Raw genomic sequence first — 13,204 nt, 5'->3', positions numbered from 1 at the left:
CTCACGCCCGCAATCCGGGAGATCTGGCACTGATCAGTGGTGCATTATTCCGCTCGGATGCCGGCTGGGATCATAGCAGGAAATCCCCCACGCCGGCGCCTCCGACGATGTAGATCTGCCCATCGGCAATCGCGTCGCCATCGACGTCCAGCGACGCGATGGTCACGTCGACGCCGCTCAGGACGTAGTCGTTCAGGATCAGCTCGCCCGCGTTGCCGCCAAAGCTTGTGCCGGCAAAGCTGAACGCCTGATTGCCGGCTGCAAGCACGTTGGCGTCGATCAGGAACAGGTTCACGATATCGCCTTCGCCCGCATCGAAATCGCGGATCTCATCGCGCAAAAAACGACCCACACCGGTATGGTCGATCGCGCGAAAGACGAAATTATCCGCACCCGGCCCGCCGGTCAGAAAATCCTTGCCCGCGCCGCCTTCGATATAGTCGTTGCCGTTGCCGCCCAGCAGCCGGTCCACGTCATCCCCGCCCAACAGCCGGTCATTGCTGTCGCCGCCCAGGATCGTGTCACGCCCGTCCAGCCCATAGATCGTGTCGTTGCCATTGCTGCCCTCAAGACGGTTGCCATGCAGGTGGGTGCCGTAGATCGTGTCGTTTGAGGCCGACCCGAAAACATGCTCGACCCGGACAATCGTGTCCGTGCCCGCACCACCCGTCGCGGTGCCCGCTTCAAGGTTCACCGCGACAGGCGCGAAGATCCCCGTGTAGAGCACGGTATCGAAATTGCTGCCGCCGTCGATCGTGTCGTCTCCGGCACCGCCGATCAGACGGTCTGCAAAACTGCCACCACGCAGCAGGTCATTGCCGGTTTCCCCTTCGAGCCGGTCTTCGCCCGCGTCGCCGTTCAACGTGTCTGCGTCGGCGCCGCCCAAAAGCGTGTCATTGTCATCCCCGCCGTTCAACATATCGTTGCCGCCATTGCCAACGATCGTGTCTTCGCCCGCCCCGCCAAAGAGATTATCATTGCCGCCATAGGCGACAGCGCCTTCATCCACCCTTTCAAAATCGCCGTAAATCTCGTCGTCCCCGACGTTGCCAAAGACCGTGTCGTCGCCGCCGTAAACCACTCCATCGGTACTAACCCTGTTCACATCGCCAAAGAGCGTGCCACCAACGATGCCACCGCGGATAAGATCGTTCCCGCCGATCACAAGCGACGCGCCCGACACATCAAACCCCTCTCCGGCGATATTGGAACGTCTTGTTCCAAGCGAAACATCGATGATGTCGTCCCCGCCAATCACCGTGCTATCCGTGATGATTTGAACATCTCCCACGATCTGCGTGAAACTGTCCCTGTTGAAGACAGTGGTCATTGTGAACGTGTCGTCACCGCCCAAAACAGTTCCGTTCTCAACGCGTCCGGCATCGCCAAGTCCAACGTGAATGGCGCCCGAGATCGTATCATCCCCTCCGATCATCGTGCCGCCGGTCACCGTTTGAACATCGCCATTTGCGGTCTGGAACGCCACATTTTCTGAAACAAAGGCGTCATCGCCCGCCTCCAGCAAGCCAGACGACCAGGTTCTTGTGTCGCCGAATATCGCGTAGTTTTCTGTTGGCGACGTGGTATTGGTTGTGGGGCCCTGAAGCACCGCGTTCCACAACAGGTCATTGGCCTCCTGACCGACGGCGAAATTCAGAACCGAGATGGGAAAACTCACCCCGGTGATCACCACGTCCGGATTGAACGGGTCGTTGTTGCCCAGATCGATCTGGACTTCGGTTATCTGGCCGATGGGCTGGAAAATAGCCGTTCCGATCAAGCTGATCCGATGCCCACCGCTGCTGAGATAGGAATAGAAATTCACACCCGAACTGACAAAAGACGCAAAATCTGCCGTCTCACTCAATGACATGTAAAACGACTGGGTCAGGTTGCTAAGGTCGATGGTCGCCATGGCGCACTCCAATCGATTGAAAAGGATCGGCAAGGATATCGTTAAGCAAAGTGAATGGCCGAAAGCTTAGGCGCGCTCGCCCCGCCCGGTCAAGTTTGCCCCCGGTGCCCGGGTGCGCGGAGGACCTCGGCGGGCCCGAAAAAGGAGGTGGCTTCGGCCCAGGCTCGCCGATCATGCGCGGCCTCGCGCTTGCCAGCTCGATCTATTAACGACGAGATGGCTGTCCACCGGGTCAAGCTGCAAAGAGCGTCATTGCACCGCGTGGATCACTGTGCGCAAACCGAGCGGTGACATGAGCAATCGTTCCGGTCAGCTTACGTCCTTTGGTCCTGTCGAAGGCTTCCTCCCCGACGATGGGGCTGGAACCTTTGAAGGCCGCCCCATCGGCTGGGCGTTCCTGCGTTCTTCGGGTGGTGGGCCTGTTTGCCCTGCCCTGCTTTTTCCGCGCAATCTGCCGCTTTAAGTCGGTCTGTCCACTGTCTTTGCCGTGCTGCGCGCGCATCCCGGAGACCTTGCGGGATGCGCAGTTTACCGCAGATCAAACCGCTGACCATCTGGTGCGCCTCGCCGCCGGGTTTCCCGCCACGTTATCCGCCTGTTGTTGAGGGTCCCGGCACAAGAGGTGCCTGCCAGGGATATCCGCAGCCCGAAACACCAAGTGAAACCGGCACGCGTCCAACCGATCAAAAGCGCGTCTGGCTCCCGCCTCGGCGATCCGGGCGGATTTTCGCGCGAAGCGAAAAGGCGATGCGTGGCGGGGTGTTTTTGCTCAGGGGGAATGCGACAACTGGAACGGAAGACACCAGATTTCACGAAGGTAACATGATCACCGACACGCCCTACAGCTCCTCGCAACTGCGAAACGCTGGAGCGAAAAGAATACCATTCTGGGAGTAGTGGTGCCCAGGAGAGGCAGCAACATACTGTTTTGTCTTGTTTTTCTTTGTTTTTCCTTGGGTGTATCCCCCTTAAAATATGACTGATCTTGTCCTGTCATGTCTTGTCGTGTCCATCCTTATCCACTAGCCTAGGGTGGATATTTAGGGGGATACGAAATGCGTGCACAGAACAGGCTTTCGGCCCAATTCGTTAAATCCGCTCCAGTGGGCAAACACTGCGACGGCGCAGGGCTTTGGCTGGTGAAGCGCGAGGATGGCGGGGCGCAGTGGGTGCAGCGTGTGACCGTTTATGGCAGGCGCAAGGAAATGGGCTTGGGTGGTTTTCCAACCGTGTCTTTGGCCGAAGCCCGCAAACAGGGCGAACGCTGGCGCAAGGTCGCGGCGGCGGGACGCAACCCCATCAAGGAACGTGAAGCCGAAGAACGGGCCGCGCGGCGCGAGGATATATCGCTTGCCATCATCACGGCGGATGCGTTCGAAGCCCGCAAGGCTGAACTCAAAGGCGATGGCACGGCGGGACGTTGGCTGTCGCCTCTGAACCTTCACGTCTTACCGAAGCTGGGCAAAGTGCCGGTGACAGAACTAGACCAGCGCGACATTCGCGATACGCTGGCCCCCATCTGGCATACGAAGGCCGACACGGCGCGCAAGGCCATGAACCGCCTTTCAATCGTGATGAAGCACGCGGCGGCGCTGGGCTTGGATGTGGATCTGCAAGCGACCGACAAGGCCAAGGCGTTACTGGGCAAAACGCGGCATGTGCCAAAGCATATACCGGCGATGGACTGGCGCGATGTGCCAAACTTCTATGCAAGCCTCGAAGAACCGACGCTGACCCATTTGGCTCTGCGCTTGCTCATCCTGACCGGCGTGCGCTCGGGGCCGTTGCGCAATCTGCGACTGGACCAAATCGAAGGCGACGTGTGGACCGTGCCAGCCGAGGCGATGAAGGGCCGTAAAGGCGCAACCTCTGATTTTCGGGTGCCCCTGTCGGCAGAAGCCCAGCGTGTGATCGACCTAGCGCGCCCGCACGCCCGGAACGGTTATCTGTTTCCGAATACACGGGGCGGTGTGATTAGCGACATGACACTTTCACGGCACATGGAGCGACGAGGTTTGGAAGCGCGCCCGCATGGTTTTCGCACCAGCCTGCGCACGTGGCTGGCCGAAGCAACCGACGCCCCGCACGAGGTTGCCGAGGCGATGCTGGCGCATGTGGTGGATGGGGGCGTCGTGCGGGCCTATCGGCGCACGGATTACCTCGAACAGCGCGCGAAGCTGACGCAGCGCTGGGCTAACCATGTGACGGGTGGTGTGGGGCATGTCGTAGCGTTAGTGGGGGCAAGTAAATGAATGAATGGGGCATTCCTGATTGGCGAGACGAAACTCAATATCATAGTCTTAAGCGGGGCGTGTCTTTCAACCGTTGGCGATGGGAGTTTAATAGACGCCGGCCAGAAATCCGAGAGGCTTTTCTAGATATTGAAGAAAACGATAGGCGATTTTTTGGAGAGGATGACTTCCGGTATAGAGACCGTGCGCCGCGGGGAACGCCCGGCCACTACGTATACGTTAGCTGCAGTCCAGACGTGCATGAGTTTCTCGGATATCATTGGAGACTGCCGGATCCATCCGTATCAAATCACCCCGAAGAACTCTTAGAACCTTTTCCCATAAACTATTCTCAAATCTATTCCTCCCCAATGGACTTTACATCTACACTCGACGCTCTTGAGCCATACCTGAGGAAGTTAGACGAAGAGGAAGTTGAGCATCTAGAGCGCCGTTATCGGCACACGGTTCCAATGGAGGTGGGGCAGTATCGTGCAGTTATCAGTTTTGACCTTAAAAAATCAGTTTCAGAGCTTCTTCGCGAGGCCGAACACTTCTTAAAATTTGTTCAAAAATATGAAGTTGGGGAAACTCCCCCCACCAAGCGAAAACAGCCAATGAAATGGCTTGCCTATCTCAGAACACTTGACGCCCGAGAGGTTGGTGCCTCTTGGTCTGAAATTGCTGCGATCCATCCGAACACGGCGCAAACACCGCAGACGGCTCGAGATATATGGAAAGCTGCAAATGCCTTGCGAAATAATTTCTAGAATTATTCCGCAATATCACACTCGTTCAGAACTGGTCATTTTTGCACTGCACCTTATTCGAAAGGACAGTGCGAAATGGAAAAATACCTCACCCTGACCGAATTGCGCGCCAAACTGGGCAACCGTTCCCGGAGCGCGATTTATGGCGACCTCGCCGCTGGACGCTTGCCGCAACCGATAAAGCTCGGTGGCCGGATCTACTGGGCCGAAACCGAGCTTGACGACCATCTGCGCGGCCTGCGCGATGAGGTTGCGTAATATGAGCGGCGAAACGAAAATGGCCCGGACCCTGTTGGAGCAGGACCCGGGCCGGGCAGAAAGCCATGCTAACGCGGCTCATCCCCAAACCGTAACACAGCCCAAAGCCACAGGCCACAAACGCGGTGTGCCCTATCGCGTAAAAACCGGCACCGGCGAGACTTTCACAATCGCTGTCCAAGGCCGGGACCGCTGGGCGCTCGAAGAACTGCGCAAGGCCGGGACAAACGGCTGCACGCCTATCGACAACCCGGCCCCGCGTTGGAGCGCTTATGTGTTCAACCTGCGCGAACTCGGGCTTGAGATTGAGACCGTTACCGAACCGCATGAGGGCGACTTTCCGGGCTATCACGGGCGCTATGTGCTGCGCTGCGATGTGGTCCTTGACCGGAAAGGGGGTGCATAGTGAACCGCTTGCAAATCCTCTACTTGCGTCGCCTGCATGGTCTGACCGAAGCGCAGGCAAATGCGCTGGCGGCTCTTATTTGGGGCACAGGCACATGAGCGAAGCCCGTGACCTGACCCAAACACTGGGCGGCAAGTGGTATCACAGATACGGGGTGGCATCCTGCCCCGTATGCCAGCCCCAGCGCGACAAGGACCAGACCGCTTTGACCTTGGCCGATGGCCGCAACGGGCGGCTGGTGCTCAATTGCAAGAAAAGCGCGTGCGCCTTTCTCGACATTCTGGCGGCGGCGGGACTGCGCCCAGGGGATTACTGCCCCCCGGACGCGGCGACGCTTGCCAAGCGGGACGCAGAACAGCGGGCCGAGGCTGCAAAGCGTGCGGCGCAGGCCAAGCGGGCTTGGGACGACGCCGTGCCCGTCAATGGCACGCCAGCGGAAACCTATCTCCGCAAGGCTCGGGGCATCACCTGCCCCCTGCCGGATACGCTGCGCTTTCATCCTGCCTGCTGGCATGGACCCACTGCCAAGCGGCATCCGGCAATGGTGGCTCTGGTGGAAGGCGGCGACGGCATGGCCGTGCATCGCACCTACCTGCGCGCCGATGGCTCGGGCAAGGCCGAGGTTGATCCGGCTAAGATGATGCTGGGCACCACGGCTGGAGGCGCTGTGCGCATCACTGATGCACCGGGGCCTCTAGCAGTGGCAGAGGGCGTAGAGACCGCGCTGAGCCTCGCCTCTGGCCTGCTACGCGGCCCTGCGAGCGCTTGGGCCGCGCTCTCTACATCCGGCATCCGTGCGCTACGCCTGCCCGACCCGCCGGGGCGACTGATCCTCGCCCCGGATGGCGACAAGGCAGGCCGCGACGCCGCAAACGTTTTGGCCATGCGGGCACATGCGCTGGGCTGGACCGTCTCGCTTTTGCCTGCCCCGGATGGCCGCGACTGGAACGACATTTTGACAATGAAACGGGAAACGACATGAACGCGCCCCAACCCATCCCATACACACCTGAAGGCCCGCAACCCTTGGTGCGCGAAATCGCCCCCGGTGCCGCCTATCCCATTCACGCGCTCGGGCCACTGCGCGATGCTGTCGAAGCGGTGCAAGGAATCACCCTGGCCCCGGTCGCCATCCCCGCACAATCCGCGCTGGCGGTGGCCTCGCTGGCAGTGCAGGGCTTTGCCGATGTGCAGACATTGGGCGGGCCGCGCGCGTTGTCGCTCTATGCGCTGACCATTGCACGCAGCGGCGAACGCAAATCGGCTTGCGATGCCCCGTTTATTGCTGCGCTGCGCGAGCATGAGCGGGAACAGGCGCAAATCCAGCGCGAGGCCATGCAAAGCTGGGCCAATGAACACGCGCTCTGGAAAGGGGCGCGCGACCGCATCCTTGCCGACGCCAAAAAAGGCAAAGGCGAAAAGCGCACAGCGGCACAGGCCGACCTCGAAGCGCTGGGCGCGGAGCCTGCCGCGCCGCCATCGGCTGACCGCACCGTGTCCGAACCGACATTCGAAGGGCTGACCAAGCTCTTTGCCACAGGCCAGCCAAGCCTTGGACTGTTCTCGGATGAGGGCGGGCAATTTCTCGGCGGACACGCCATGAACTCGGACAACCGGCAAAAGACGCTGGCCGCGCTCAATGACCTTTGGCAAGGCAATCCCATCCGGCGCACGCGCGCGGGCGACGGGCACGCGACGCTCTACGGAAGACGGCTGGCGGTGCATCTAATGGTGCAACCGACCGTGGCCCGGGGCTTCATGGCTGACCCGCTGGCGGCGGATACGGGCTTTCTGCCGCGCTTCTTGATGTGCGAACCGCCCAGCGCCATCGGCACGCGGATGCAGGCGAACGCGCGACGGGATGACGCCGCCTTGAGGGCTTTTGAAGACCGGTTGCGCGCCATTTTGGATACGCCTCTACCAATGGATTCGGACACCCGCGAACTGCGCCCGCGCATCCTTGGGCTTGCTCCTGACGCGAACAGATTGTTGGCGCAGTTTGCGGACACCATCGAAACCGAACAAGCCTCCGACGGCGACCTTGCGCATATCACCGGCACCGCGTCCAAGGCGGCGGAACAGGCCGCGCGCATCGCCGGTGTGCTGACGCTCTGGGCGGATTTGCAAGCGCAGACCGTGCAAGCTGAAGTTATGGCCGATGCTATCACCTTGGCGCAATTCTATCTCTCTGAGGCTTCTCGGCTCGCAAGCGCTGCAACCATCTCAGCGGAAATCGACAAGGCCGAAGCCTTGCGGAAATGGCTTTTGGAAAGTTGGCCGCATCCCGATGTGATGGCGCGCGATGTGGTCAGACTGGGACCAAACCCGCTGCGCGAAAGCCCGAAGGCGCGCGCGGCGCTCGCTATCCTAGAAACACACGGATGGCTTGCGCGGCTGGATGCAGGCGCAATGGTGCGCGGCGCGGCTCGGGCCGAAGCGTGGCGCATTGTGAAGGATGGCGGTAATGTGGTTTGATGCAACTGCCGCGCTGGCGGAACTTGAGGGCGAACAGAAAACAGACACACAGCCCCTTGCGACATTTGCGACAACCGCGACACAGGCCAAGCGTTCCGCCCCAAATGTCGCAAAAGTCGCAAGTGTCGCAACGCCCCAAGTCACAAATCACGAACCCGACATGTTCCGCCATGGCGTATCAGTCGCGGGCCGACCACGCACATGGACGGGCCGCATCGTGTCTTTGACGGAATGGCGCAAGCTGAACGCGTGGGAAAAGCACGGACCGGACGGGCGTAATTGGTGCGGCCTCACCCAAACTTGGAAGTAGTCAAAAGGGAAGTGACATGGAAAACGTCAGCGCGCCAATCGCGCCGGAAAGCTCAGACCCGACAGAGCGCACCCCGCCGAGCCTCACGGTCTTTGAAGATGACACCAAGACGCTGCGAATTGAGGTCAAGGGCGACTACACGCGCTTGTCTAACAAACGCACTGGCAAGGCGGTCGCGGTAGAATTGATTGGGCAAATTGCGTCTGTTGGATCTCATGGGAAGCGTGTTGACGAAGGCGCGGCCAACTTTGCGTTAGGCTTCGTGGACGCCATGGAGCCACGCGACTCCGCCGAAGCCCTGTTGCTCACACAAATGGCGGCAACACACCAAGCCATGATGATGATGGCACGCCGCCTGAACCATGTAACAACCATCCCGCAACAAGATGCCGCCGAACGGGCCGTAAACAAGCTGGCGCGCAGCTATGCGGCGCAGATGGACACGCTCAAGCGCTACCGCTCGAAGGGGCAACAGACCGTGCGCGTCGAACGCGTGACCGTTGAAAGCGGCGGGCAAGCTGTCGTTGGCAATGTGGAATCCGGGGGGTGGGGCCGCGAAGAAAAGTGACGCTAACCCCATGCAAAAGAGATTTTAGTGGCAATATGCCGTTCCAGACAAACTGTGAACATAAACTTCATCTCCATCCAATTCGCCCCATCCCTCACCAGAAATCTCACAATACTGCCCACTGTGAGCGTCAATTTGTATTGGCTTCAACGCCAGCGTCCAGACACCCACGACAAGCGCTATAATTAGAATCCGGTCAATCATGAAACTCTCCAAGTTAAGTAAGCAAATGGAAGCGGCCCATTCCTCTCTGCGTTGCTCTGCGAAATCTAAACGAACAGGCAAGCCGTGTCGCGCCCCTGCGGTTCGTGGATGGAATGTGTGCCGGATGCACGGCGCACACGGCGGTGCAAAGGCGGGCAAAGCCCATCCAAACTGGAAGCACGGCGGGCGAAGCACCGAGACAACACGTTTGCGCGTTCTTGTCTCAACGCTGGTGCGCGCAGGTCGGAAAAAGGCCACTTCTCTGAGCGAACATTAGGGGGTGGACCAGTCCTGACCATCAATGCCCCGGAAACCGCCCGTCAAACATGCGTTCAACGCTAATACAGCAATCCCCCGCGCGCGCGAGGCATCACCGGCCATTAGGGGGATATTTAGGGGGATAGAAATCAATCCCCGTAGAAAATAATTTTTTATTTCAAGACCTTGAGGGGATTTTATGGTGCCCAGGAGAGGACTCGAACCTCCACGTCCATACGGACACTAGCACCTGAAGCTAGCGCGTCTACCATTCCGCCACCTGGGCCGGTGTCGTGAGGTGGGCGTTTAAGCTGGTAAGAAGGGGCTGTCAACGGGATTTTCATCCTTCTCGCAGACGCGGCAATCGCACATCTTGCGGGCGTTGCCCCGCGCCGTTATCCCTGCCCCCTGAAGGCGCGATCAGGGAGAGACCCGATGTCCAAGCTTGTTACGATTTTTGGCGGCTCCGGCTTTGTCGGGCGCTACATCGCCCGCCGCATGGCCAAGAAGGGCTGGCGTGTCCGCGTTGCAGTGCGCCGCCCCAACGAAGCCATTTTCGTACGCCCCTATGGCGCTGTGGGACAGGTCGAGCCGATCTTCTGCAACATTCGCGATGATGACAGCGTGCGTGCCGCCACCCATGGTGCCGATGCGGTGGTCAATTGCGTCGGCACGTTCGACAAATCCGGCAAGAACAATTTTGATGCCGTCCAGAACGAGGGTGCTGCGCGAATCGCCCGTATCGCGACCGAAGAAGGCGTCTCCCGCATGGTGCATCTTTCCGCCATCGGCGCAGATGCCGAGTCCGAAAGCCTCTACGCGCAATCCAAGGCCGCCGGAGAGGCGGGCGTGCTCGACGCGTTCCCCTCGGCGATGATCCTGCGCCCTTCGGTGATCTTCGGACCCGAAGACCAGTTCTTCAATCGCTTTGCCTCCATGACGCGCCTGACCCCGGCGCTGCCGGTTGTCGGGGCCAATACGAAATTCCAGAGCGTCTATGTGGATGATGTGGCTCAAGCGGCCGTCATGGGCGTGACCGGCGCAGCCGAGCCGGGCATCTACGAGCTGGGCGGACCGGATGTGAACAGTTTCCGTGAGCTGATGCAGATCATGCTCAAGGAGATCCGCCGCCGGCGTCTGATCCTCAACATTCCGTTTTTCGCTGCGGCGGTCATCGGATCCGTAAGTGATTTTGTCCAAAGCCTCTCTGGCGGGCTGATCCCCGCCCAGATCACCGCCGATCAGGTCAAAAGCCTGCGCCGTGATAACGTGGTGGCAGAGGACGCCAAGGGATTCGCGGAGCTGGGAATCGAGCCTACTTCGATGGAGGCCGTCCTGCCGGAATATCTCTGGCGTTTCCGCCCCTCGGGCCAGTATGCGGAAATCAAGGATTCCGCCAAGAACCTGCGCGCCTGATCGCACAGACACGGATACGGATACAGTTACGGACAGGAGCACCAACCCTGTCCACCATGCAAAAAAGGGCCGTCCGCTACGGCCCTTTTCTCGTTTTCCGTGAAAAACACTGCTGACAATCGTTCCGAGCCGTGTTCACGACCCGTCGACCTCAAGATCGGACAGTCCGGCTGATCCCGAAAACGAGGAACGGACGCCGGAAGCCAGCCTCCTCCGGCGCCCTCCCCCACTCCTTGCGCGTCGTCAGGCGGGGTCTTCCGCCCGTAGGCGCGCAAGCGCGTCCCGGTTCAGACAGGCCTCCGGCGCATGATCGGCCTTTTCGGTCCGGTCCAGCCACGTGGCGCAACCATCCACCCACTGACACCCGCGGCAGCGGGTGACCATCCGGGCCCAATCGTCAACGGAGAGCGCCCCGGCCTGCAAGGCGGCAGACAGGTCCACCGAATTGGCCTTCGCCATGCGCTTGACCTTCCAGACATGCGGCATGACCGGCCCAAGCCGGATCGGGCGGCCCTGATGCAATCCGCTTTGCTCAGTCACCAGACAGCTCCGCAAACAGATCCCGGTTCCGGCAATAGCTCGGCGCGGAGTCGATTGGCGCCTGCACCGTGTCCAGAAACCGCTCGCAGGCGCAGGGCTTGGAACAGCCGGTGCACCGCAACACAGCGTCCTCCAGATCCGGGATCGACATCTTGCCGCGCAACATCTCCTCCTCGAGGTCGATGCCCTGCGCCGTTGCCATCCTGTCGACCAATCCCGCATGCCGCTTCAGCGTCGCCTGGCTTTGCATGTCTCGCTCCTTCGCCCTGTGTGTCGGCTTCGACTTTAGGCTGTCCCGGGGCGCAGGGCTTTGATTCAGGTCATGTTGCAGCTGCGCCGGGGTCTAGAGCCCGGCGGCGGTGCGGCGCACGATCTCCATGCGCTGCGCATTGGGTGGATGCGTGCCCAGAAAACGGTTGCCCGGATCCGGGATGCGCGTAAAAAATTCCGCGCCGCGAACCGGATTGTACCCCGCGCGCGCCGTGATCACCGTGCCAAGCTGGTCGGCTTCAAGCTCGAACACCTTGGAATAGCTGCGCGCGCCCACCGCGGCCCCTTGCCGCTCGGCATAGCGCACGGCCTCGGCGCTCGCCCCGGTGATCGCGGCGATGCCCGAGGCAATCACCGCCCCGGCGGCGGCATTCTGGCGGGTGCGCTCAAGATGGCCAAGAACGTGATGCGCCGCCTCATGACCCATGATGAAGGCCAGCTCATCGGCATTGCGCACGGAAGCAATCAACCCGAGATTGAACGCAAGAATTGGGCGTCCAAAACGATCCTCGGTCTGAAACGCGTTGGGCGGCTGACCGGGGGTGTCATCCACAACGATCAGAAAATCGCAATTGGTCCCGCGTGTCAGGCGTCGGCATTCACGCTCGGCCACGGGTTCGACGGTTTCGACCACCGACAGGAATTGCCGTGCGGCGCGCGCCGCTTCGGCCGAAATGCCCGGCGGAAAAGGCCGCTCTGCCTGCGCATCGGGGGCATCCGGCCGATCCGGCGTTCCGGTTGCCACGACCACGGGCTCGCAGGCCGCAAGCATCAGGGCACCAACAATCAGAGCTAGGATGCGCATCGTTTGAACCTCTGGATCGCTTTGGTTTGTTTCACTTTTCTGAATATGGCCCGTGGCAGGCGATCCGACCACCCCCGATCGCGCCGCCGCAGGTCGCAGTTTCGTGAACTAGGAGCCGGAGCCTGTCGCCCTACATGCACGGTTATGGATGAAAAACTGACAGTAATCTACAATGACACATGCCCGATCTGCGCGCGTGAGGTGGCGTCCTACAAGCGCGCGACCGGACGGCTTGGGCTGGATATCGCCTATGCGGGGCTGTCTCAAAGCGCGCTGTCGCGGTTTGGCCTGACACAGGACGAGGCCGCACGCCGTTTTCATGTGCTCAAGGACGGGACGCTTGTCTCCGGCGTTGACGCCTTCGCGTTGCTCTGGGACGAAATGCCAAGGCTGCGCTGGCTGGCGCGCTTCGTGCGCCTGCCGATCATCGCGCCGCTGGCGCGCGTCGTTTATGACCGAGCGCTCGCGCCACTTCTGTTTGCGTTTCACAAACGCAGGGAGCGGAAGGGCCGGCTGCGTCATATCGGCTGACAAAGCGGCCAAGGGCGGCTCGTCGCCCCTCCGGCGCGTCTCGCACGGGCCCGGCGGGGCCGACCGCCGCAAGGGCTTTCACCGACATCCACGGGGAAAGCGCTGCCGTGATGACAGCGGCCCACTTTTCGGAATGCGCTCTGCCCACACCGCGCGCATTTCATCCCGAAAACCGGTTCCCACTTTTCGGAATGCGCTCTGCCCACACCTCGCGCATTTCATCCCGAAAACCGGTTCCCACTTTTCG

Annotated in this window: 14 protein-coding genes and 1 tRNA gene; 10 read left to right on the top strand and 5 right to left on the bottom strand. The window is 60.6% G+C overall.

Going from position 1 to position 13,204, the window contains the following annotated elements; genetic code table 11:
- Window positions 1-70 precede the first annotated feature (70 nt).
- Entirely contained in the window at window positions 71-1,915 is a 1,845-nt protein-coding gene (locus J1C49_RS13935) for a calcium-binding protein (RefSeq protein ID WP_227446442.1), read from the bottom strand.
- Window positions 1,916-2,207: 292 nt separating this feature from the next.
- On the opposite strand from J1C49_RS13935, the gene J1C49_RS13930 reads away from it, so the two are divergent.
- The 8 genes from J1C49_RS13930 (at window position 2,208) to J1C49_RS13895 (ending at window position 8,933) form a co-directional block, all read left to right on the top strand.
- Window positions 2,208-2,378, top strand: a complete 171-nt coding sequence (locus J1C49_RS13930) for a hypothetical protein (RefSeq protein WP_227446441.1) — start codon at window positions 2,208-2,210, stop codon at window positions 2,376-2,378.
- 592 nt (window positions 2,379-2,970) lie between these two features.
- Window positions 2,971-4,167 (top strand): site-specific integrase, encoded by a 1,197-nt coding sequence (locus J1C49_RS13925; RefSeq protein ID WP_227446440.1) that lies wholly within the window; start codon window positions 2,971-2,973, stop codon window positions 4,165-4,167.
- A 236-nt stretch (window positions 4,168-4,403) separates the two neighbouring features.
- A complete protein-coding gene (locus J1C49_RS13920) occupies window positions 4,404-4,916 on the top strand; it encodes a hypothetical protein (protein ID WP_227446439.1) in 513 nt (170 codons plus the stop codon).
- A 75-nt stretch (window positions 4,917-4,991) separates the two neighbouring features.
- Window positions 4,992-5,174 carry an AlpA family transcriptional regulator gene (locus J1C49_RS13915; RefSeq protein ID WP_227446438.1) on the top strand — a complete coding sequence of 61 codons (183 nt, stop codon included), beginning with the start codon at window positions 4,992-4,994 and terminating at the stop codon, window positions 5,172-5,174.
- Window position 5,175: 1 nt separating this feature from the next.
- The gene (locus J1C49_RS13910; protein ID WP_227446437.1) at window positions 5,176-5,580 is read left to right on the top strand and encodes a hypothetical protein; all 405 of its coding nucleotides are present in this window, start codon (window positions 5,176-5,178) and stop codon (window positions 5,578-5,580) included.
- A 94-nt stretch (window positions 5,581-5,674) separates the two neighbouring features.
- Entirely contained in the window at window positions 5,675-6,562 is an 888-nt protein-coding gene (locus tag J1C49_RS13905) for a toprim domain-containing protein (protein ID WP_227446436.1), read from the top strand.
- Window positions 6,559-8,055: a YfjI family protein gene (locus J1C49_RS13900; RefSeq protein ID WP_227446435.1), complete on the top strand. Its 1,497-nt coding sequence runs from the start codon at window positions 6,559-6,561 to the stop codon at window positions 8,053-8,055. Before J1C49_RS13905 ends, J1C49_RS13900 begins: the two co-directional genes overlap by 4 nt.
- Window positions 8,056-8,381: 326 nt before the next feature.
- A complete protein-coding gene (locus J1C49_RS13895) occupies window positions 8,382-8,933 on the top strand; it encodes a hypothetical protein (RefSeq protein ID WP_227446434.1) in 552 nt (183 codons plus the stop codon).
- 662 nt (window positions 8,934-9,595) lie between these two features.
- Here J1C49_RS13895 and J1C49_RS13890 read toward each other — a convergent pair.
- Window positions 9,596-9,681 (bottom strand) — tRNA-Leu (locus J1C49_RS13890).
- A 149-nt stretch (window positions 9,682-9,830) separates the two neighbouring features.
- On the opposite strand from J1C49_RS13890, the gene J1C49_RS13885 reads away from it, so the two are divergent.
- Complete coding sequence (locus tag J1C49_RS13885) at window positions 9,831-10,811, top strand: complex I NDUFA9 subunit family protein (protein ID WP_227446433.1); 981 nt, start codon at window positions 9,831-9,833, stop codon at window positions 10,809-10,811.
- Between the two features lie 243 nt (window positions 10,812-11,054).
- Here J1C49_RS13885 and J1C49_RS13880 read toward each other — a convergent pair whose 3' ends face one another.
- The 3 genes from J1C49_RS13880 to J1C49_RS13870 all read right to left on the bottom strand — a co-directional run bounded on the left by J1C49_RS13880 (window position 11,055) and on the right by J1C49_RS13870 (window position 12,426).
- Window positions 11,055-11,351 (bottom strand): DUF6455 family protein, encoded by a 297-nt coding sequence (locus J1C49_RS13880; RefSeq protein WP_227446432.1) that lies wholly within the window; start codon window positions 11,349-11,351, stop codon window positions 11,055-11,057.
- Window positions 11,344-11,601, bottom strand: coding sequence for a DUF6455 family protein (locus J1C49_RS13875; protein ID WP_227446431.1), 258 nt, complete (start codon window positions 11,599-11,601; stop codon window positions 11,344-11,346). Before J1C49_RS13875 ends, J1C49_RS13880 begins: the two co-directional genes overlap by 8 nt.
- Before the next feature lie 93 nt (window positions 11,602-11,694).
- Entirely contained in the window at window positions 11,695-12,426 is a 732-nt protein-coding gene (locus J1C49_RS13870) for a M48 family metallopeptidase (protein WP_227446430.1), read from the bottom strand.
- 144 nt (window positions 12,427-12,570) lie between these two features.
- On the opposite strand from J1C49_RS13870, the gene J1C49_RS13865 reads away from it, so the two are divergent.
- Window positions 12,571-12,957: a thiol-disulfide oxidoreductase DCC family protein gene (locus tag J1C49_RS13865; protein ID WP_227446429.1), complete on the top strand. Its 387-nt coding sequence runs from the start codon at window positions 12,571-12,573 to the stop codon at window positions 12,955-12,957.
- The last annotated feature ends 247 nt before the right edge of the window (window positions 12,958-13,204 follow it).

It is taken from the genome of Cognatishimia sp. F0-27 (assembly GCF_020667845.1).
In the GTDB taxonomy this organism is placed as follows: Bacteria; Pseudomonadota; Alphaproteobacteria; order Rhodobacterales; family Rhodobacteraceae; genus JAFMPQ01.
The sequence above is the reverse complement of the archived record's forward strand: the minus strand, read 5'-3'. Positions and strand labels throughout refer to the sequence as shown.

Excerpts from the sequence above, each read along its gene's own strand:
- J1C49_RS13935 (WP_227446442.1), bottom strand. The coding sequence starts at position 1,915 with ATGGCGACCATCGACCTTAGCAACCTGACCCAGTCGTTTTACATGTCA.
- J1C49_RS13930 (WP_227446441.1), top strand. The coding sequence starts at position 2,208 with ATGAGCAATCGTTCCGGTCAGCTTACGTCCTTTGGTCCTGTCGAAGGC.
- J1C49_RS13925 (WP_227446440.1), top strand. The coding sequence starts at position 2,971 with ATGCGTGCACAGAACAGGCTTTCGGCCCAATTCGTTAAATCCGCTCCA.
- J1C49_RS13915 (WP_227446438.1), top strand. The coding sequence starts at position 4,992 with ATGGAAAAATACCTCACCCTGACCGAATTGCGCGCCAAACTGGGCAAC.
- J1C49_RS13910 (WP_227446437.1), top strand. The coding sequence starts at position 5,176 with ATGAGCGGCGAAACGAAAATGGCCCGGACCCTGTTGGAGCAGGACCCG.
- J1C49_RS13905 (WP_227446436.1), top strand. The coding sequence starts at position 5,675 with ATGAGCGAAGCCCGTGACCTGACCCAAACACTGGGCGGCAAGTGGTAT.
- J1C49_RS13900 (WP_227446435.1), top strand. The coding sequence starts at position 6,559 with ATGAACGCGCCCCAACCCATCCCATACACACCTGAAGGCCCGCAACCC.
- J1C49_RS13895 (WP_227446434.1), top strand. The coding sequence starts at position 8,382 with ATGGAAAACGTCAGCGCGCCAATCGCGCCGGAAAGCTCAGACCCGACA.
- J1C49_RS13885 (WP_227446433.1), top strand. The coding sequence starts at position 9,831 with ATGTCCAAGCTTGTTACGATTTTTGGCGGCTCCGGCTTTGTCGGGCGC.
- J1C49_RS13875 (WP_227446431.1), bottom strand. The coding sequence starts at position 11,601 with ATGCAAAGCCAGGCGACGCTGAAGCGGCATGCGGGATTGGTCGACAGG.
- J1C49_RS13870 (WP_227446430.1), bottom strand. The coding sequence starts at position 12,426 with ATGCGCATCCTAGCTCTGATTGTTGGTGCCCTGATGCTTGCGGCCTGC.
- J1C49_RS13865 (WP_227446429.1), top strand. The coding sequence starts at position 12,571 with ATGGATGAAAAACTGACAGTAATCTACAATGACACATGCCCGATCTGC.